This window comes from Bradyrhizobium sp. HKCCYLRH3073, from assembly GCF_051167995.1.
GTDB lineage: Bacteria > Pseudomonadota > Alphaproteobacteria > Rhizobiales > Xanthobacteraceae > Bradyrhizobium.
On sequence record NZ_JBNPUD010000004.1, the window covers coordinates 286,201 to 306,462 of the forward strand.

The following is a 20,262-nucleotide window of genomic DNA, read 5'->3' on the forward strand; positions in this document are numbered from 1 at the left end:
ATGCCAGCCATCATAAGAATGATCGCGTTGCCACGGCGACGCAACGGGATTTGAGCGCCGGCTTGCGAAATGAAACGGCATTTGCGTTGTGCAGCGCGAACGATGCTGGGCTCGTGACGCCGCGCACGCTAAGAAGAGATGCAGCCAACGCCGACAGCGAGAAGAGATTTCAGCCCATGAGACCATCCATACGCATGACGCGGTGCCTTGCTGCGGCCATGCTGCCGAGCCTGTCGGCCGTAACCCCTTCTGCGGCAGGGCAGACGCCCGGCGTCGCTGACGCGCCTTTCACAGCGACGTTATTCAATGTCACGCCGCTTGCCTTCGGCATGGATGTCGGTGAGACATCGCGCGTGCTGGAGCAGCCGTTGATCTATCTGAACGGCACGCCCGGCAACGAGACCTTTTTGGCACTGCGCAATCTCGGCGGCAGCGGACTGGTCCCGCACCATCACCGCCTCTACCTGAAATTCCGCAGGGGACGGCTGACAGGCTGGAAAGAGGACTACGGCACCAACTGGATGTGGCGCTGACAGGCGCCTGACGACCGCAAAGAGGACATAACGTGGGACAGGACATCAAGCTGACGGCATCGGACGGGTTCCAGCTCGGCGCCTATCGCGTCGATCCGACGGGAACTGCAAAGGGCGCGCTGGTCGTTATCCAGGAGATCTTCGGTGTCAACCATCACATCCGTAACGTCTGCGACCGCCTCGCCGCCGAAGGTTACGTTGCCATCGCGCCGGCGATCTTCGACCGCGTCGAGCCCGGCTTCACCTCGGGCTATTCGCCTGACGAGATCGCGGTCGCGCGCAAGTTCGTCGCCAATCCGGATTGGGCGGCCTTTTTGCGCGACACCCAGGCCGCAATCGACGGCGTGAGGAATGTCGGGCCGGTCGGCATCATCGGTTTCTGCCTCGGCGGCAGCATCGCCTATGCGGCTGCGACCAAGCTCACCGGGCTGAAGGCCGCGGTCGGCTACTACGGCGGCGCCATCATCCGCTTCGCCGACGACAAGCCGACGGTGCCGACCCAGCTCCATTTCGGCGAGAAGGACGCGGGCATCCCCCTGAGCGACGTCGAGACCATCAAGGCCAAGCGGCCGGACGTCGAGATCTTCGTCTATCCCGGCGCACAGCACGGCTTCGGCTGCGACGAGCGTGCGAGCTACGACAAGCCGAGCGCGGATCTGGCGTGGACCCGTAGCCTCGCGTTCCTCGGAACGCATTTGCGCTGAACCTCACCACCGTCATTGCGAGGAGCGAAGCGACGAAGCAATCCAGAGTCGCGCGTGACGCTCTGGATTGCTTCGCGGAGCCTGTCATCGGGCCGCGCATGTGCGCGGACCCGTTGGCTCGCAATGACGGCGGATGGAGCAGCGCGCCACTCGGCGGCAATGTATCCCTGTAGCCGGGCGAGACGTGCTGATATCAGAACCAGCGCTCGCCGACCTGGATCGTATCTCCCGGCTTGAGCGAGGTCCCGAGCGGAACCTCGTAGCGCGCGACTCCGGACGCATCGGTATGCGTCAGGGTGACGATGTCGCGCCGCGCCCGAGGCGAGAAGCCGCCGGCGATCGCGATTGCGCTCTCCACCGTCATGTTGGGCACGTAAGGGTATTGGCCGGGCGCCTGCACCTCGCCGAGGATGAAGAACGGGCGATAGGCCTCGATCTCGACCGCCACCGATGGCTCGCGGATGTAGCCGTTGCGGAGCTTGGCGGTGATCTCGGCGGCGAGGCCGGCGGTGGTGCGGCCACGCGCCGGCACGCTGCCGATCAGCGGCATCGTGATCGATCCGGACGCGTCGATCGCATAGGTGTTGGTCAGGCCCTCCTGGCCGTAGACGACGACGCGCAGCTTGTCGCCGGCGTCGAGATGATAGGCGGAGTCGCGCCGCGCCGGCACGTAGCCGGCGGGAACGACATAGGCGCCCGCGCGGGTGGCGGCAGCGAACGAGTTGCGCAGCGCCGGGATCGCCCCGCCCTGCCCGCTGGCGGCAACCGGGCCGGAGGAAGGCGTTCCATAGGCCATCGCGTCGAGATCGCTCTGCGGCTGGACGGCAGCGACGGGGGAGATCGTCTGCATGCAGCCCGACAACAGGATCGCGGACAGGACGGCAATGACCGGAACAAACAACGCGCGCACTCGAACAATCCTTGAATGAGGATGTGCGTTAGTCATGCGCGGTTAAGGTTAACAAACCGTTGGCGCGTGCAGTCCGTGCATCCGCAAGCGCGCCGCGGTGAAGGCGGTTCGAAAAAAATCCCCCTCCCACCGCGTGGGAGAGGGACCCGAGAATATTCGGCGCGATCCGGCGCGCGGCTGGCCTAGGCGCTCACGCCGACGCCGATCGGGCACGCGACCCCGGTGCCGCCGAGGCCGCAATAGCCGGCCGGATTCTTCGCGAGGTACTGCTGATGATAATCCTCGGCGAAATAGAATGGCCCCGCCGGAGCAATCTCGGTCGTGATCGCGCCGAGCCCCTTGGCACGCAGCGCCGACTCATAGGCCGTCTTCGACGCCTCGGCGGCCTCGCGCTGCGCGTCGCTGAACGTGTAGATCGCCGAGCGATATTGCGTGCCGACGTCGTTGCCCTGGCGCATGCCCTGGGTCGGGTCATGGCTCTCCCAGAACGTCTTCAGGAGCCGCTCGTAGGACATGACCTTGGGATCGAACACCACCAGCACGACCTCCGTGTGCGCCGTCTGCCCCGAGCACACCTCCTCGTAGGTCGGGTTCGGCGTATGGCCGCCGGCATAGCCGACGGCGGTGACGTGGATGCCGTCGCCGAGCTGCCAGAACTTGCGCTCCGCGCCCCAGAAGCAGCCGAGCCCGAACACGGCCTGCGCGAGGCCGTCGGGATAGGGCGGCAACAGGCGGCGACCGTTGACGAAATGCGTGGCGGCGGTCGGGATCGGCTGAGTGCGGCCGGGCAGCGCCTCGGCGGCAGACGGCATGACAGGGGCTTTGCGCATGAAGAACATGGGATGTCTCCGCTCATGGCCAGCGCCCGCGGGACGGCCCACGGCGCGATGACCTCTCCTCAGGGGGAATATATAGGGCTCTACGGGTCCAGCAGTAGCGCTGTTACGCCGCGCCAGCGGTTCCCGCGGCATGCTGCCAGCATACAGCTGCCGGCGCAGCGAGACGAACCGCCGCGCTCAGTCGCGTCCATAGCCGATCAGCGGCTTGCGCGGCCGGAACAGCAGCATCAGCAGGATTCCAAGCAGTCCAAGCACCGCAAACACCGGCTGGTCCAAAAACACCTTGACGATCCACTCCCACAAGAACGGGGCCTTGGCCTCGATCCAGGCCTTGAAGGCGGCCTGGCTCGCCTGGTGGACGTCGTTCCAGAGCTGGCCGAAACGGGTGAACTGCAGGGTCTGGTCGGCCACCCAGCGCGCGCCGTCATAGACCAGGAAGATGAAGCTTCCGGCCAGCAGCAACAGCCCTACCAGACGGAAAAAACCGCGGATCATGCCTCACCTGCCCTCTCTCGCACGCCCTTGCGGGCAGCAAGGCCATAGCGGGGCCCCCGCAGAAATTCAACCTCGTCAGGGGCTTAGAACCGGGTTTTGGTCGATTCCGGCCGCCGCGGGCGCTCCGAGACCGTTGACGCTCGGCAGGCCTGCCCCTATAAGGTCGCCATTGGCGGTGGGCGCAATCCCGCCGCCGCTGTTCTTTGAGCAGCGCCGATCCGCCGAGCATCCGCTCCGGTCATGGCATTCTCAGAGAGGCGTCCGAACAACCCACCGCGTCGATGGGGCCGCGTCAAGCGGGCCGCGCGCGTACCCGCAAGAGCGGCGACTGCTCGCCGCCGAAGGATATTTGAGAGCATGGCCAACACGACCTCCGCGAAGAAAGCGACGCGCAAGATTGCCCGCCGCACCATCATCAACAAGTCGCGCCGCACCCAGATGCGCGGCGCCGTTCGCTCCGTCGAGGACGCGATCAAGAAGGGCGACCGCGAGGCTGCGCTGAAGGCGATGGCCAACGCCGAGCCGCAGCTGATGCGCGCCGCGCAGCGCAACATCATTCACAAGAACAACGCGAGCCGCAAAGTGTCGCGCCTCACGCATCAGATCGCCAAGCTCGCGAAGTAACGCGACCGCGCCACTGGCGAACTATCAAGATGCAAACAGCCCGGCTCGCGCCGGGCTTTTCTTTTTGCGCATTGCGCCGGAGCACATTCGTTCCTCGCCGCGCCTTCTATTTGATGGCGATATCGCGTCGCGAATGCGATCTGCGCGTGTTGGAGGATGCGCGACGTCATACGCGCCTGACATTGTTCCGTAGTCCTACGTGACGTTCCGTAGTTTTACGCGGTGACAATATTGTCTCACCTGAAACAGCGAAGACTCTGCGCGTCGCGCTTGCGCAGCGATGTCAAGTGAGCGCGGCGCGTCGTTCACGTCACGCACCGCGCATCGCGGGAGTTACCCGCGTCCGGCAATCGCGAAAAACATCGTCTCGAAAATGACTTAAGCGCATAGCGCGACCAAGTGATTGGAAAAGCGGGTGAGGCCGGTCGAAACATAAAAAAATTATGAAGAAATTTTGGGCAGACGATGTTGTTTGTCACATCCGAGATTCCTCGCGATGATTCAAAACGTTGCTTTCTTAACGCGCAACACCGCGTCGCAACCGCTGCGAAGACTCGTCACGCGTGCTCCGATCTTATGGATTGCGAGTCCCGACGCATCGTGTATTTCTTTAATCACTCGCGGCGCCCACGATCTTGAGACCAGCGCGGTTTTAGAAACGGGGCGGACGTGCAAATCGGCGGCGGTGTGCGCGTTGGCGACGCTTTCCAAAGCGATGGCCGGATTTGTACCCATAGCAATATGGGGAACGATCGAACTTTGTCGAAATTTCTCGGGCGCAGCATCATCGTTGCGCCGCTTTGAACAAGAGAAATACGACATCGGTCGACCCGGCCGGAGCTCGTGGCGGCTTCGCTCACCGAGTGGACAAGTTGGACGGGATGTACGGCGGTGCGGCTGAATCTTGGGGTTCGGACGCGGCGGCATTGGGATGACAACTTGCCGTGAGCAATCACGGCAGGGCGGGGAGGTTGCATGCTTTACGGACAAATTGCGGGCACACACCATAAGCTGGTTCCGGATCACGCACCCTTGGCGGTCGGCACTTCGGCGGTCGGCACTGAAGTGACCGGTACGACCAGCACGGCCATCGCCAGCACGGCCATCGGCCCTCCCGCTCGTCCGAGTATGCGCTGACCTCGCGGAGTAGTTTTCTTCACCAGCATTGATCAGCCCAACGGCGCTCGCGCCGAACGGCAAGCCATGTCTGGAGTTGAGCCTCCGCTCGAGGTCTCGCTGCGGGAGACGCGTCCTTCCACGGGACGCCTGCCCGGCGATCACACGACACCACCACTCAATTCGAAAAGTTGCGACTGCCATGACAAATTCGGAACAGGAACGCTGGTCTCGCGTGAAGGGTCGGCTGCGCTCGACCGTCGGCGAGGATGTCTATACGAGCTGGTTTGCGCGGATGGACCTCGAAGCCGTCCAGGACGAAAGCGTTCATCTGTCGGTGCCGACGCGTTTCCTGAAGAGCTGGATCCAGGCGCACTACGCCGAGCGCGTGCTGTCGTGCTGGCAGGCCGAGATGCCGGAGGTGCACCGTATCGATCTGTCCGTTCGCACCGCGATGCGCTGCGCGACGCCGGTCAAGGAAGCCCCCGTCGCCGTCGAAGCCCGCCGCGCCGAGCGCAGCGACGCCAAGCCGGCGGCCGACACGCGCGCCCCGGTGATGACGCCGGTGGCGGCCAGCCATGACGCGCTCGGCGGCTCGCCGCTCGATCCGCGGCTGACCTTCGCCAGCTTCGTCGTCGGCCGCGCCAACACGCTGGCCCATGCGGCGGCGCGCCAGGTCGCCGACGGTCGCCGCGGCGATCCCGTGATGTTCAACCCGCTCTACATCCATGCCGGCGTCGGGCTGGGCAAGACGCATCTGCTCCAGGCCGTCACCTGGGCCGGCAACGCCGGCGGCGAGCGCAAGGTGCTGTACCTCACCGCCGAGAAGTTCATGTACGGCTTCGTCGCGGCGCTGAAATCGCAGACCGCGCTGGCGTTCAAGGAAGCACTGCGCGGCATCGACGTGCTGGTGATCGACGACCTGCAGTTCCTGCAGGGCAAATCCACCCAGGCGGAGTTCTGCCATACGCTGAACGCGCTGATCGACGCGGGGCGTCAGGTGGTGATCGCCGCCGACCGTCCGCCGTCCGATCTCGAAAGCCTCGACGATCGCGTCCGCTCGCGGCTTGCCGGCGGCCTCGTCGTCGAGATGGCGACGCTCGGCGAGGATCTCCGCCTCGGCATTCTCAAGTCGCGCGTCGCGGCGGCCCGCGCCCATCATGCGAGCTTCGACGTGCCGGAGCCGGTGCTCGACTATCTCGCCCGCTCCATCACCCATAACGGCCGTGATCTCGAAGGCGCGATCAACCGCCTGCTGGCGCATTCCAAGCTCAACAATCAGCCGGTCACGCTCGACATGGCCGAGCGCGAGGTGCGCGACCTGGTCCGCCCGCAGGAGCCGAAGCGGATCAAGATCGAGGACATCCAGCGCGTCGTGGCGCGGCAGTACAACGTCAGCCGCTCCGACCTGTTGTCGTCGCGCCGCACCGCCAACGTGGTGCGCCCGCGCCAGGTCGCGATGTATCTCGCCAAGACGCTGACCCTGCGCTCGCTGCCCGAGATCGGCCGCCGCTTCGGCGGGCGCGACCACACCACCGTGCTGCACGCCGTGCGCAAGATCGAGGCGCTGGTCGGCAAGGACGTCACGCTGAACGACGAGGTCGAGTCGCTGAAGCGCCAGCTGCAGGATTAGAGGGCACGCACGGCCAGGGGAGCGGACAGAAGGTTCGCCCCCAGCCGGGCCGTTGTCGACGCTGTCCTCGGTCGTCATGCTCGGCCCTTTCCTCCGGGTCCCGGAAGAGCCTGCCTAAACATGGGAAATCGGCTCCGCATCCCTTGCGCTTGAGCCCCATCCGCGCCACTTTACGCCTCCCCCTCACGCTCCTGGACGCTGGCCAAGCGCCGTTCGGGCGCGAGGTGCCATCGGCCGCGGCGCTGCTCTAGCCCGCCGGCATTCCAGGACGAGATCAGTTGGGAACGGGCGGGTAAGTGCAATGAAGGTGACCGTCGAACGCGCGCAGCTCCTGAAGTCGCTGGGCCACGTCCATCGTGTGGTCGAGCGGCGCAACACCATCCCGATCCTGGGTAACGTGCTGGTCCGCGCCGAGAACGCCCGGCTGTCGCTGCGCGCAACCGATCTCGATCTCGAAGTGACGGAAACCTTGGCCGCCGAGACCGCCACCGCGGGCTCGACCACAGTTCCGGCGCACATGTTCTACGACATCGTCCGCAAGCTGCCGGACGGCTCGCAGATCGTGCTGGAGAGCGACGGCGAGCGCGCGGTGCTCGCGATCCGCGCCGGCCGCTCCAAGTTCACCCTGCAGACGCTGCCGGAGAGCGATTTCCCGGATCTCGCCGCGGGCGAAATGACGCACGCCTTCGGGGTTCCGGCCAAGGACATCAAGAGCCTGATCGACCGCACGCAGTTTGCGATCTCGACCGAGGAGACGCGCTACTACCTCAACGGCATCTATCTGCATGCCGGCGGCACCGCCAAGCAGCCGACGCTGCGCGCCGTCGCCACCGACGGCCACCGCCTCGCCCAGGTCGACCTGCCGCAGCCGGCCGGCGCCGCCGAGATGCCGGGCGTGATCGTGCCGCGCAAGACCGTCGGCGAGGTGCAGCGGCTGATCGAGGACAATGACAGCGAGATCAGGATCGAGCTGTCGCAGGGCAAGATCCGCTTCACGCTCGGCCAAGTGGTGCTGACCTCGAAGCTGATCGACGGCACCTTCCCGGATTACGGCCGCGTCATTCCGCAGAACAACGACAAGGAGCTGGTCGTCGACAAGGCCGATTTCGCCGCCGCCGTCGACCGCGTCTCTACCATCTCCTCCGAGCGCGGCCGCGCCGTGAAGCTGGCGCTGGCGCCCGGCAAGCTGGTGCTGTCGGTGACCAATCCGGATTCCGGCAGCGCGACCGAAGAGCTCGAGGTCGAGTACGCCGCGGATGCCCTCGATATCGGCTTCAACTCGCGCTATCTGCTCGACATCGCCGCCCAGATCGAGGGTGAGGTCGCCGTGCTCCGGCTTGCCGATCCGGGCTCGCCGACGCTGATCCAGGACCGCGACAACAGGAATGCGTTGTACGTGCTGATGCCCATGCGGGTGTGAGGCGCGCTGCACGCAACGCTTGGGACGAGCCACACGACGAAAATCCCCTCTCCCCTTGCGGGAGAGGGTGCCGAGCGAAGCGAGGCGGGTGAGGGGTATGCCTCCACGATCACCGAGCCATCGGACGACATCCACACGCATCCGCGGCTTCGCCAAGACGATGCGACGTCAGCCGACCGAATCCGAAGCGGCCATGTGGCGACTGCTACGTGATCGCAGGTTTGAGAAATACAAATTCCGTCGTCAGGCGCCCGTAGAGCAATTCATCCTCGATTTCGTTTGCTTCGAAAAGCGCCTGATCATCGAGATCGATGGCAGCCAGCATGCTGACAACGAGAAAGACACCGAGCGAGACGCGATCTTGAAAGCTGCAGGATTTCGCATCGTTCGCTATTGGAACAACGACGTGCTGTACAATTCGACCGCCGTTCAAGAGGACATCCTCACGAAGCTGAGCGAGCCGTGAGATACCCCTCACCCGCCGCCTTCAGCGGCACCCTCTCCCGCAAGGGGAGAGGGGATTTCGAATGTGTGGCCTAGATTTCCCATGACCCCCTCCCGCATCCACCGCCTCGCGCTGACGCATTTTCGCAGCTATCGCGCTGCCAGCGTCAGCGTGCAGGCGGACATGGTTGCGCTGGTCGGCGCCAATGGCGCCGGCAAGACCAATTGCCTGGAGGCGATCTCGTTCTTCGCGCCGGGACGCGGCCTGCGCCGCGCGACACTCGAGGATGTCGCCGACAACCAGGGCGACGGCTCCTGGGCGGTCTCGGCGGAGGTCGAGGGGGCGCTGGGGCTGACGACCTTCGGCACCGGCATCGAGCCGCCGCGCAGCGACGCCAGCACCACCAGGCGCTGCCGCATCGACCGCGAGCCGGTGGGCTCCGCAGCCGCCTTCGGCGACCACATCCGCATGGTGTGGCTGACGCCTGCGATGGACGGCTTGTTCATGGGCGCGGCCTCGGAGCGGCGGCGCTTCTTCGACCGCCTGGTGCTCGCGATCGACAGCGAGCATTCGAGCCGCGTGTCGGCGCTGGAGCGCAGCTTGCGCTCGCGCAACCGGCTGCTCGAGGTGCGCAATTTCGACGACCACTGGTGTGGCGCGATCGAGCGCGAGACAGCGGAGCTCGCGGTCGCCGTCGCCGCGAGCCGCGGCCAGACCGCGGTGAAGCTCGCTGCGATGCTGCGCCAGCGCGGACAAGCCTCGGCGTTCCCATCCGCCGAGATCGCGCTCGACGGCTGGATGGAGAATGCGCTGCTGAGCGAGCCGGCGCTGGCCGTCGAGGACCGCTACCGCGCGATGCTGCGCGACAATCGCGCGCGCGATGCCGCGGCGGGCCGCACGCTCGACGGGCCGCATCTCACTGATCTCCATGTCGTCTACGCACCGAAGAACATGCCGGCGCGCGACGCGTCGACCGGCGAGCAGAAGGCGCTGCTGATCGGCCTCATCCTCGCGCATGCGACGCTGGTCGCCGAGACCACCGGCATCGTGCCGATGCTGCTGCTCGACGAGATCGTCGCCCATCTCGATCCCGGCCGCCGCACCGCTTTGTTCGCCGAGCTCGGCACGCTCGGTGCCCAGGTATGGCTGACCGGCGCCGACCCCGCGGCGTTTGCCGAACTACGCGAGCTCGGCGAGATCTTCGACGTCGAGGCCGGACGGATCAGCGCGCGGCGGTAACGCCTTCGGCCGTTGGTCGGGATCCCCCCGGGGTCATACCGGACTCGTGCCCTGAATCGCACGCGAAAGCGCCCCGCCGCACGCCTCAAAACCAGCCGCGGGAATGGCCTGAATCCGGCTTTCGGAGGGGACGAAAACGACCCTCGCCAGGCCTTGAAAAACCGTTAAAAAACGCTATCTCTTCAATGTCTTACGAAGGGCCACTTTGCGCTAGGCGCGTGGCTTCTTTCGTGAGAGAAAGAGCGCTCTCGGCATGCGGTTTGCGATGCCGATTCGACCACCCTTCCGAAGGCCCCACATGACCGAACCCGCCCGGCAAACCATCGCCGACACCGAGCCTGCAACCGCGAACGAGTACGGCGCAGAATCGATCCGGGTGTTGAAGGGCCTGGACGCGGTGCGCAAGCGCCCGGGCATGTATATCGGCGACACCGATGACGGTTCCGGCCTGCACCACATGGTCTACGAGGTCGTCGACAACGCGATCGACGAGGCGCTGGCCGGCCACGCCACCGCGGTCGAGGTGATCCTCAATCCGGACAATTCGGTCACCGTGCGCGACGACGGCCGCGGCATTCCGGTCGACATCCACAAGGGCGAAGGCGTGTCCGCGGCCGAGGTCATCATGACCCAGCTGCACGCAGGCGGAAAATTCGACCAGAACTCCTACAAGGTGTCGGGCGGCCTGCACGGCGTCGGCGTCTCCGTCGTCAACGCGCTGTCGAGCAAGCTGCTGCTGCGGGTCTGGCGCGACGACAAGGAGCATCTCATCGAGTTCGCCCATGGCGATGCGATTGCGCCGCTGAAGGTGGTCGGCGAGGCCAAGGGCAAGCGCGGCACCGAGGTGACGTTCCTGGCCTCGACGGAGACCTTCAAGAACGTCGAATACGACTACGCGACGCTCGAGCATCGTCTGCGCGAGCTCGCCTTCCTCAACTCCGGCGTCAACATCGTGCTCTCCGACATGCGCCACGCGGTCGAGAAGCGCGAGGAGATGCATTACGACGGCGGCGTCGAGGAGTTCGTCAAATATCTCGACCGCAACAAGAAGGCGATCGTCCCGGCGCCGATCATGGTGCGATCGGAGGTCAACGGCATCACCGTGGAAGCTGCGCTGTGGTGGAACGACAGCTATCATGAGAACGTGCTGTGCTTCACCAACAACATCCCGCAGCGTGACGGCGGCACCCATCTCGCCGGTTTCCGCGGCGCGCTGACGCGCCAGGTCAACGGCTACGCCGAGGCCAATGCGAAGAAGGAGAAGATCGCGCTGACCGGCGACGACTGTCGCGAGGGTCTCACCGCCGTTCTTTCCGTGAAGGTGCCCGATCCGAAGTTCTCGTCGCAGACCAAGGACAAGCTGGTGTCCTCGGAAGTGCGTCCCGTGGTCGAGAACGTTCTGAACGAGGCGCTCGCCGCCTGGTTCGAGGAGCATCCGGGCGAGGCCAAGACCATCGTCGGCAAGGTGATCCAGGCCGCGGCGGCGCGCGAGGCCGCGCGCAAGGCGCGCGAGCTGACCCGCAAGAGCCCGCTCAGCGTCTCCTCGCTGCCCGGCAAGCTCGCCGACTGCCAGGAGAAGGATCCGGCCAAGTCCGAGCTGTTCATCGTCGAGGGTGACTCGGCCGGCGGCAGCGCCAAGCAGGGCCGCAACCGCGAGTTCCAGGCGGTGCTGCCGCTGCGCGGCAAGATCCTCAATGTCGAGCGCGTGCGCCCCGACAAGATGCTGTCCAGCGAACAGATCGGCACGCTGATCACCGCGCTTGGAACCGGCATCAGCGACGAGTTCTCGATCGACAAGCTGCGCTATCACAAGATCATCGTGATGACCGACGCCGACGTCGACGGCGCGCACATCCGCACGCTGCTGTTGACCTTCTTCTACCGGCAGATGCGCGAGATCATCGACCGTGGCCATCTCTACATCGCGCAGCCACCGCTCTACAAAGTGATGCGCGGCAAGTCCGAGCAGTATCTAAAGGACGAGCGCGCGCTGGAAGACTATCTGATCGGCACCGGGCTCGACGACTGCGTGTTCAAGACCGCCGAGGGCGAGGAGCGCAAGGGCCGCGACCTGCTGGGGCTGGTCGAGGAAGCGCGGATCGTCCGCAACATCCTGCGCAATCTGCACAGCCGCTACGATCGCAAGGTCGTCGAGCAGGCCGCGATCGCCGGCGTGCTGCGGCCGGATATCACCCGCGACCTGGCGACCGCGGACGCCGCGGCCGAGTACATCGCGAAACGGCTCGACGTGCTGGCCGACGAGGTCGAGCGCGGCTGGATCGGTCACTTCCTCGAGGGCCAGGGCTTCACCTTCGAACGCACCGTGCGCGGCGTCAAGGACGTCGCCGTCATCGACGACGCGCTGCTCGCCTCGGCGGATGCCCGCAAGCTCGACGACTATGCGGCCCGCCTGCAGGAGGCCTATGCCAAGCCCGGCACCTTGCGCCGCGGCGACGTCCAGACGGTGATCCACGGCCCGGTCGATCTGTTCGAATCCGTCATCGATGCCGGCCGCAAGGGCGTCACCCAGCAGCGCTACAAAGGTCTGGGCGAGATGAACCCGGAACAGCTCTGGGAAACCACGCTCGACACCGAGGCCCGCACGCTGCTGCAGGTCAGGGTCAAGGAGGTCGACGAGGCCGACGACATCTTCACCAAGCTGATGGGCGACGTCGTCGAGCCGCGCCGCGAATTCATCCAGGACAACTCGCTGTCGGCGAACGTCGACGTGTAGGCCCAGATGCCGGGACGCTCCAGCCGTCCGGCCTGTCCCTCATCGGGCTGACGCTCGCCCCTGTCATCCGCCTCGCCGTGCCGCCGCGAACTGCGTGAACCAGTCCAGCGCCGCCGGGTTGCGGGTGGCATCCTTGCTCGCGACCTTGTCCGGAGCGTCGCCGAGCAGCAGTCGACGGACCGGCACCTCCATCTTCTTGCCGGTCAGGGTCATCGGGATTTCCGGCACGCCGATGATGACGTCGGGGACATGCCGCGGGCTGCGCTCGTGGCGCAGCCGCCGGCGGATCTCGTCCTGCAACCCGTCCGTCAGCTCGATGCCCTGGGCGAGTTGCACGAACAGCGGCATGTAGAAGCCGCCGTCCGGCTGCTCGATGCAGATGACGACACTATCGACGATACCGGGAATCCCCTCCATCGTCCGGTAGATTTCCGCCGAGCCGATCCGCACGCCATGACGGTTCAGCGTGGCGTCGGAACGGCCCAAGACGTGGCAGCCGCCGCGCGCGTTGAAGCGGACACGATCGCCATGGCGCCAGACCCCCGGATAGACGCCGAAATAGCTGTCCGTATACCGGACGAAATCGGCATCGCCCCAGAAGCAGAGCGGCATCGAAGGCATCGGCGCGCGCACGACGAGTTCGCCGGCCTCGTCGACGATCTCGCGCCCCGCATCGTCGAACGCGACCGCGGCCACGCCGAGCGCCGGAGCCTGGATCTCGCCGGCATGCGTCGGCAGCAGCGGCGAGCCGGCCAGCAGACCGGAACAGAACTCCGTCCCGCCGGATTGCGAGGAGGCCCACACCTCGGGCTTGACCGCCTCGTGCACCCAGCGAAACACCTCCGGCGTCGACGGCGATCCGACCAGCATCACCGACTGCAGCCGCTCCAGATTGAACTCGCGGCCCGGAACGACGCCCTGCTGCCGCACCAGCTGGATGTAGCTCGGGCTGATGCCGAGCACGGTCACGCCGGCGGCTTCCACGAGCCGCCACACCAGCCGCGCGTCCGGATGGCTCGGATGGCCGTCATAGAGCACCGAGCTGCCGTTCATCAGCGGCCCCCACATGAGCGTGTTCCAGACCATCCAGCCTGTCGTCGAGTAGAAGAACAGCGTGCCGTCCGCCTCGATCTCGAAATGAAACGCCGCCGACTTGTAGTGCTCGAGCACGATGCCGTGGTGATTGTGCACGATCGGCTTCGGCAGGCCGGTCGTTCCCGAGGTGAACAGCACCCAGAGCGGATGATCCGATGCGACGCGTGCGAACTGAAATGCGTCGCGCGCGATCGCCGGACCGTCGAGCAGGTCGGGCCACGCCCGGATGCGGCCACGAAACTCCGGCGCCTTGCGCGCGGCCGGATGATAGTCGAGCATGACCAGCATCTCGGCGCTCGGCAGCGCTGCGAGGATCGTCTCGAGATCGCCGATGCGATCGAAATCCTTCGCTCCATAACGATAGCCGTTGACCGCGAAGACGAGCTTCGGCGCGATCTGCGAAAAGCGGTCGATCACCGTCTGCGCGCCGAATTCCGGTGCCGCCGAGGACCACACCGCGCCGATCGCCGTGGTCGCGAGCATCGCGATGACGGCTTCGGGAATGTTCGGCATGTAGGCGACGACCCGGTCGCCCTTGCCGATTCCCATCTCGCGCAGCGACGTGGCGAGCCGCCGCACGCGGCCTGCGATTTCGCCCCAGCTCGCGGCCGCCAGCGGACGCAGCTCCGAGCCGTGATGCAGCATCGCTCGATCGGGACTGCCGCTCAACTCGTGGCGCAGCACGTGCTCGGCGAAGTTCAGCCGCGTCCCCGTGAACCAGCGCGTCCGCGGCATCGGATCGCGCGAGACGACCTCGCCGATCTCGCCGTCGGCCATGACCTCGAAATAATCCCAGATCGAACGCCAGAACCCGGCGACGTCGTCGACCGACCACTGCCAGAGATCGTGATAGCCGGAGAAGCTGTGGCCGCGCGAAGCGAGCCAGTCGAGATATCGGCGGATGTTGGCGCGCGCCTGTCGCTGCGCCGAGCAGGTCCAGACGTCAGCTTGATCATCGGCCATTCCAGCGTTTCTCCATCCCTGCCGCAGCCGCGGCAGCCAACGACCATCGGCCGCGCCACACCGGCCGTCAAGAACACGGCGCGCTCCCCGGCCGCTGCCCCGCCGCCGTGGCAAAGTGGCCCGCCGCGATTTTCCGGCATTGATTCCGTTTTGGAATTGGCGTTAGGAGTCGGTCTCATGAGGACCCCGGCGGCCCGTGAACCAGGTTCGCGGTCGCCGGATTGCGGAACAGGTTGATCCCGCTGGACACCCTGTGCCCGAACGCCGTCGCGAAGCCGGCAAGGGCAACGGCCACACGCTTCGACAACGGATCATCACCGCATGGCGCCCATTCAATACATCGTCGAGGGCGGTCACCGGCTCAAAGGCGCGATCGAGCCGTCCGGCAACAAGAACGCCGCGCTGCCGATCATCGCCGCCGCGCTGCTGACCGAGCATCCGGTCACGCTCGACAACGTGCCGCGCATCCGCGACACCGAGACCCTGGTCGAGCTGATCCGCTCGGTCGGTGCCTCCGCCGAATGGCGCGGCCGCAACCGGCTCGCGATCCATGCCAAGGACATCCGCGCCGCCGATCTCGATCCGGATCTGTGCATTCGCATCCGCGCCTCGATCCTGCTGGCAGGACCCCTGCTCGCCCGCTGCGGCGAAGTGGCGCTGCCGCCGCCTGGCGGCGACGTCATCGGCCGGCGCCGGCTCGACACCCATTTCCTGGCCTTCGAGCAGCTCGGCGCCACGGTCACCGCGACCGACAAGATCGAGCTGCGCGCCTCCGGCCTGAAAGGCGCCGACGTGTTCCTCGACGAGCCCAGCGTCACCGCCACCGAGAACGCGCTGGTCGCCGCCGTCGCTGCGCACGGCACGACCTATCTGCGCAACGCGGCCTCGGAGCCGCATGTCCAGGACCTCGCGCATTTCCTGGTGGCGCTCGGCGCCAACATCGAGGGCATCGGCACCAACACGATGGTGATCCATGGCGCCAGCACGCTCGGTCAGGCGTCCTACGCGATCCAGCCCGATCACATCGAGGTCGGCTCGCTGATCGGGCTCGCCGCGGTGACGCGCTCTCCCTTGCGCATCGTGCGCGCCGGTACCGAGCATCTGCGCTCCATCCGCATGGGCTTCGAGCGGCTCGGCATCGTCTGCGAGGTCGCCAGCGACGATCTCATCGTGCCCTCGGAGCAGACGCTCAGGATCAAGGACGATTTCGGCGGCCACGTGCCGAAGCTGGAGGACCAGCCCTGGCCGGCCTTCCCGGCCGACCTGATGTCGATCGCGCTCGTCACCGCCACGCAATGCGAGGGCGTGATCCTGATGTTCGAGAAGATGTTCGAGTCGCGGATGTTCTTCGTCGACAAGCTGATCTCGATGGGCGCGCGCATCGTGCTGTGCGACCCGCACCGCGCCATCGTCGCCGGCCCCAGCCGCCTGCGCGGCGCCCGCGTCGTCTCCCCCGACATCCGCGCCGGCATGGCCATGCTGCTGGCAGCACTCTGCGCCGAAGGCACCTCGTACATCGACAACGCCGACCAGATCGAACGCGGCTATGAACGCATCGACGAGCGCCTGAACGCACTGGGCGCGAAGATCACCCGCGTGCCGGAGCGCGGGCGGTAGTTTACTACGCACATCTCTCCTCCGTCATTGCGAGCGCAGCTCGCAATGACGAAATTGAATGACCCTGGCGCAAGGCCATCGGCGCACTGGCTTCGCGGACATGCGCGTGCGATGCTGCTGCGCATCGCGCATGGCGCGCGAGCAACCTTGACATGTGAGGCTCATCGCTCATGACAATCAGCGAGATCACTCCCAACGTCGACGGTACCCGATGGCTGGCCGGCGCGGAGTTCGCCGATGCCTTTCGCATCACGATCAACGGCCCGCCCGTTGCTGCCCGCACCGCGGCCGAGCGCATGCTCGGTCACACGCCCTGGTGGATAGCGGCGCTCCTGAAGCTCCGCAACCTGCTGGTCAGGCCCTTCGGTCTGAAGACCTCGGGCGCGGACCCAAGCAACCCACGTCCTCTGATCGGGATTTTTCCGGTCGTCGACGAAACGCCGGCCCGGCTCGTGCTCGGCTTCGACGACAAGCATCTGGACTTTCGCGTCCTGGTCGACGTGGCCTCTCAGCACGCGACCTCGCAAGTGACAGCGACCACCTTGGTCGAGACCCACAATGCTCTCGGCCGCATCTATCTCGCCATGATCAAGCCGTTTCACCGGCTCGTCGTGAAGGCGATGCTCCGGCAGGTCGCAGCAGCCGCATGATGACACGCGAGTCTTCGGCTCGCTGTCGCACCGGCGCTCCGTGCCCAAGCCGCCAATATCGCGGCTGCCGTTTTTCCGAATTTTTTGCTTGCTATTATTCCAAGAATCAGAAACAATGTAGCCATCCCGTCCTCATGAGAGGGGCGCTTCGCGATCGTCACGGACGTTGAGGGCGGGGATGCGGTGGATGCGGCGGCTCTCAGCGCGCACTTGGGTAGCAACTCGAGGCTGGCGCGTGGACGAAGGGGCGGTCGCATACGGCGAAAGCGTATGGTCCTGGCCTCCCGACGCTGAGGTCAAGCCGGCGGGCGATTCCGCTGACGACGGGGGCAAGAAAGCCCGGTCCCCGGGGAGAGTACGTATAAGTCGTTCCAACCATCGCGCGGGGAATGCCGGGATGTCTCGGCTGAACCTGTGGTTCCTGCCGCCTGCATTTTTTTACGCAGGCGGGCCATGGGTGCGGCCAGCGCCCGGCATTCCCCGCGCCCTCTCGCTTCCGAGGGCCATCGATCAAGCAGAGCTCGGACGTGTCAGCGCCGCGAGACCGGTCAGTCATGCACGCGATCACGTCAATGCGATTGACGATGCGCCTCACGCAGCCGTCTGCATTTGGCCAGGTTGAGCTGCGCCTCCGTGCCGCACACGGCTGCGACCGAACATGCCGCCGTGATGTGCACGACGCCGCAGGGCCTGCTATAGCCCCGACCATGACCTCCACAGCCGGAACCAACCACGCACCGCCGACGGCGGCGCCGACGCCTCCCCTCGCGCACGAACTCTGGGACACGATCCGCCTCGCCGCGCCGATGGCGCTGACGCAGCTGTCGCAGATCGCGATGATGTCAACCGATCTCGCCTTCATCGGCCGGCTCGGCGGCGACGCCGTCGCGGCTGCCGCCTTGGCCGGCACCGTGTACTTCGTCGGCTCCACCTTCGGCATGGGCCTGATGTCGGCGGTGGCGCCGCTGGCCGCGCAGGCGTTCGGCGCTGCGGACGCAGCGCTGGTGCGGCGCGCGCTCCGCGTTGGACTTTGGGCTGGTCTTCTCATCGCGCTGCCGATCATGCTGATCGCGCTGAATGGCGAGACCATCCTGCTCACGCTCGGACAGGCCCCGGGCGTGGCGCATCTCGCGCAACACTATCTGTCCGGCCTCGCCTGGGGCATCGCGCCGATGCTGTGGTTCATGGCGCTGCGCAGCTTCATGGGCGCGGTCAACCGCCCCGAGCCGGTGCTCTGGATCACACTGGCCGCGATCCCGCTCAACGCGCTGCTGGTCTATCCGCTGCTCTACGGCCACTGGGGTTTTCCGCGGCTGGGCCTGACCGGCGTCGGCCTCGCCACCTCGACCGTCAACCTGGGAACGTTCCTCGCCGGGCTGTGGTTCGCAGCGTTCCGCCCGCCGTTCCGCGACTACCACGTCCTCGCGCGACTGGGCCGTATCGACTGGCGACTGATGCGACAGCTCCTCATCATCGGCGCGCCGATCTCGCTGTCGTTCCTGCTCGAATACGGCCTGTTCTCCGCGGCCGCGATCCTGATGGGACTGATCAGCACGGCCGCGCTCGCCGCGCACCAGATCGCGCTGCAGATCACCGCGATCCTGTTCATGGTGCCGTTCGGGATCAGCATGGCCGCGACCGTGCGCGTCGGCCACGCCGCCGGGCGCGATGATGCGACCGGCGTTCGCCGCGCCGGCTTGATGGCGATGTTGCTCGGCCTTTCACTCGCAGTGCTGTTCACGCTCGGCATCGTCATTGCGCGCCATGACATCGTGCAGCTGTTCCTCGGCTCCGGGATCTCCGATGCCGAAACGACAGCGGCGCTGGCCGCCACGCTGCTGCTCGTCGGCACGACGTTCTTCATCACGGACGCATTGCAGAGCATCGCGGTCGGCGCGCTGCGCGGCATCAAGGATACGCGGGTGCCGCTGCTGCTCGCCGTGCTCGGCTATTGGCTGATCGGCTTCCCCGCCTCTTATCTGCTTGGCCTCCACACCGCGCTCGGCGCGGTCGGAATCTGGATCGGCCTGTCGATCGGCACGACGATCTACGCCGCGCTGCTGGTGGTGCGCTTCCTGCGGCTGACCCGATGAAGAGTTCAGGCGCCGGCCGTATCGGACGACTCCCCGGGCTCCGGCCGATGCACCTTGCCGGCCGACGCTCCGGACCATTCGGCGACGACGCGCTCGAGGTCGATCAGGTTCTGCCGCATCTGGTCGAGCGAAAAGCCCAGAGCGAAGAAGCGCTCGGCGGCATCGCCGGGCAGCCCGCGCGTCAGCCCGTCGCTGCGGACGGCGGCGACCTGCTCGGCATAGGCTTTGACCGCAACATGGATCGGCCAGATCGGCGGTGGGCCGGAGCCGTTGCGGATGGCCGCGGCACAGCCGCGCAGATAGCTCGCGATCGCATCGCTGACGCGCGCCACCGGCGCCGACAAACGTGCCTGCAGCTCCGAGGGCAGCGGCACCACGCTGGCGCGGCCGATCATCACGACGTCATGGCGGAGGCGCAGGATCGTCCGCAGCAGCGGACCGGTGTCGGCGCCAGAGGACAGCCGCGCCGAGCGTTCGCGCTCGGCCTCCGCCCCGGTCGCGTTCAACTCGGTGAGCGCGGTGCCGATACCGTCCTGGATCCGATGCAGCGCGTCGTTGTCGCGCCCCCGCGACAGGCCGGCCAGAAGCTCGGTCATTGCTGCGGCGATCAGTTCGAGCAGGCGGCCTGCCGCGCTGCGCATCTGGACATGCGCCCGCGACGGCAGCACGATGAACGATACGGCGAGGCCGGTGAACGCGCCGACCGCAACCTCGAACACGCGGTCGATCGCCGATCCCAGCGGATCGAGATGGCCCATCGTGGGCACCAGGAGCACGATGACCGCGGTCACGGTGGCGGCGTTGAGGCTGGGATTGATCGCGGCGATGAAGGCGAGCGGGGTCACCGCCAGGATCAGCATGCCGAGCAGCTGCAATTCGCCGGAATGCGGAATGAACACGGTGATGGCGCCGCCATAGATCGCACCGCCGATGGTGCCGAACATGTAGTCGCGCGTCGCCTTCAGCGAACGCCCGACACTGCCTTGCGTCACGATCAGCGAGGTCAGCACCGCCCACAGCGGCAGCTTCAGGTGGAAGGCCGTGGCAACGGCAAAAGCGAGCGTCGCCGCCACCGTGCCGCGGACGGCCAGCGACATCTGCGCCTTGCGGCCGCGCAACCTGCCGAACAGCTCCTTGAACGACGCCATCAAT

At 66.3% G+C, this 20,262-nt stretch carries 17 protein-coding genes; 11 read left to right on the plus strand and 6 right to left on the minus strand.

The genetic code is table 11. The annotated features are described in order from the left end of the window. Window positions 1-218: 218 nt before the first annotated feature. Together ACQR1X_RS12290 and ACQR1X_RS12295 are read left to right on the plus strand one after the other, a co-directional pair. On the plus strand, window positions 219-533 hold the full coding sequence (locus ACQR1X_RS12290) for a hypothetical protein (protein WP_410051940.1): 315 nt from the start codon (window positions 219-221) through the stop codon (window positions 531-533). 32 nt (window positions 534-565) lie between these two features. Beyond that, window positions 566-1,237, plus strand: coding sequence for a dienelactone hydrolase family protein (locus tag ACQR1X_RS12295; protein WP_434898929.1), 672 nt, complete (start codon window positions 566-568; stop codon window positions 1,235-1,237). 193 nt (window positions 1,238-1,430) lie between these two features. Here ACQR1X_RS12295 and ACQR1X_RS12300 read toward each other — a convergent pair whose 3' ends face one another. From ACQR1X_RS12300 to ACQR1X_RS12310, 3 genes are all read right to left on the minus strand, one after another. Beyond that, window positions 1,431-2,147 (minus strand): polysaccharide biosynthesis/export family protein, encoded by a 717-nt coding sequence (locus tag ACQR1X_RS12300; RefSeq protein WP_434896183.1) that lies wholly within the window; start codon window positions 2,145-2,147, stop codon window positions 1,431-1,433. Window positions 2,148-2,329: 182 nt separating this feature from the next. Then, window positions 2,330-2,986 carry a peptide-methionine (S)-S-oxide reductase MsrA gene (gene msrA, locus ACQR1X_RS12305; RefSeq protein WP_315803885.1) on the minus strand — a complete coding sequence of 219 codons (657 nt, stop codon included), beginning with the start codon at window positions 2,984-2,986 and terminating at the stop codon, window positions 2,330-2,332. Between the two features lie 177 nt (window positions 2,987-3,163). After that, window positions 3,164-3,481, minus strand: coding sequence for a hypothetical protein (locus ACQR1X_RS12310; protein ID WP_315715027.1), 318 nt, complete (start codon window positions 3,479-3,481; stop codon window positions 3,164-3,166). Window positions 3,482-3,838: 357 nt separating this feature from the next. Between ACQR1X_RS12310 and rpsT the strand changes: the two genes are divergently transcribed. Next, window positions 3,839-4,105 carry a 30S ribosomal protein S20 gene (gene rpsT / locus ACQR1X_RS12315; protein WP_012047584.1) on the plus strand — a complete coding sequence of 89 codons (267 nt, stop codon included), beginning with the start codon at window positions 3,839-3,841 and terminating at the stop codon, window positions 4,103-4,105. 501 nt (window positions 4,106-4,606) lie between these two features. Here the strand turns inward: rpsT and ACQR1X_RS12320 are convergent. Then, window positions 4,607-4,927, minus strand: coding sequence for a hypothetical protein (locus tag ACQR1X_RS12320; protein WP_434896184.1), 321 nt, complete (start codon window positions 4,925-4,927; stop codon window positions 4,607-4,609). A 496-nt stretch (window positions 4,928-5,423) separates the two neighbouring features. Between ACQR1X_RS12320 and dnaA the strand changes: the two genes are divergently transcribed. The 5 genes from dnaA to gyrB all read left to right on the plus strand — a co-directional run bounded on the left by dnaA (window position 5,424) and on the right by gyrB (window position 12,692). Next, on the plus strand, window positions 5,424-6,854 hold the full coding sequence (dnaA, locus tag ACQR1X_RS12325) for a chromosomal replication initiator protein DnaA (protein WP_316179099.1): 1,431 nt from the start codon (window positions 5,424-5,426) through the stop codon (window positions 6,852-6,854). 301 nt (window positions 6,855-7,155) lie between these two features. After that, window positions 7,156-8,274: a DNA polymerase III subunit beta gene (gene dnaN, locus ACQR1X_RS12330; RefSeq protein WP_315803888.1), complete on the plus strand. Its 1,119-nt coding sequence runs from the start codon at window positions 7,156-7,158 to the stop codon at window positions 8,272-8,274. 97 nt (window positions 8,275-8,371) lie between these two features. Continuing rightward, the gene (locus tag ACQR1X_RS12335) at window positions 8,372-8,740 is read left to right on the plus strand and encodes an endonuclease domain-containing protein (RefSeq protein WP_316179097.1); all 369 of its coding nucleotides are present in this window, start codon (window positions 8,372-8,374) and stop codon (window positions 8,738-8,740) included. 81 nt (window positions 8,741-8,821) lie between these two features. Beyond that, window positions 8,822-9,958 (plus strand): DNA replication/repair protein RecF, encoded by a 1,137-nt coding sequence (recF, locus tag ACQR1X_RS12340; protein WP_316179095.1) that lies wholly within the window; start codon window positions 8,822-8,824, stop codon window positions 9,956-9,958. A 298-nt stretch (window positions 9,959-10,256) separates the two neighbouring features. Continuing rightward, on the plus strand, window positions 10,257-12,692 hold the full coding sequence (gene gyrB, locus ACQR1X_RS12345; protein WP_315803891.1) for a DNA topoisomerase (ATP-hydrolyzing) subunit B: 2,436 nt from the start codon (window positions 10,257-10,259) through the stop codon (window positions 12,690-12,692). Window positions 12,693-12,755: 63 nt separating this feature from the next. On the opposite strand, the gene ACQR1X_RS12350 is transcribed toward gyrB, so the two are convergent. Further along, window positions 12,756-14,750, minus strand: a complete 1,995-nt coding sequence (locus tag ACQR1X_RS12350; RefSeq protein WP_434898930.1) for an acetoacetate--CoA ligase — start codon at window positions 14,748-14,750, stop codon at window positions 12,756-12,758. 321 nt (window positions 14,751-15,071) lie between these two features. Here ACQR1X_RS12350 and murA point away from each other — a divergent pair, with 321 nt between their 5' ends. From murA to ACQR1X_RS12365, 3 genes are all read left to right on the plus strand, one after another. Further along, complete coding sequence (gene murA / locus ACQR1X_RS12355; RefSeq protein WP_434898931.1) at window positions 15,072-16,367, plus strand: UDP-N-acetylglucosamine 1-carboxyvinyltransferase; 1,296 nt, start codon at window positions 15,072-15,074, stop codon at window positions 16,365-16,367. 170 nt (window positions 16,368-16,537) lie between these two features. Continuing rightward, window positions 16,538-17,017, plus strand: coding sequence for a DUF2867 domain-containing protein (locus ACQR1X_RS12360; protein ID WP_315803894.1), 480 nt, complete (start codon window positions 16,538-16,540; stop codon window positions 17,015-17,017). Window positions 17,018-17,724: 707 nt separating this feature from the next. Continuing rightward, window positions 17,725-19,110: an MATE family efflux transporter gene (locus ACQR1X_RS12365; RefSeq protein WP_434898932.1), complete on the plus strand. Its 1,386-nt coding sequence runs from the start codon at window positions 17,725-17,727 to the stop codon at window positions 19,108-19,110. A 5-nt stretch (window positions 19,111-19,115) separates the two neighbouring features. On the opposite strand, the gene ACQR1X_RS12370 is transcribed toward ACQR1X_RS12365, so the two are convergent. Then, window positions 19,116-20,258 carry an FUSC family protein gene (locus ACQR1X_RS12370; protein ID WP_316215343.1) on the minus strand — a complete coding sequence of 381 codons (1,143 nt, stop codon included), beginning with the start codon at window positions 20,256-20,258 and terminating at the stop codon, window positions 19,116-19,118. Window positions 20,259-20,262 lie beyond the last annotated feature (4 nt).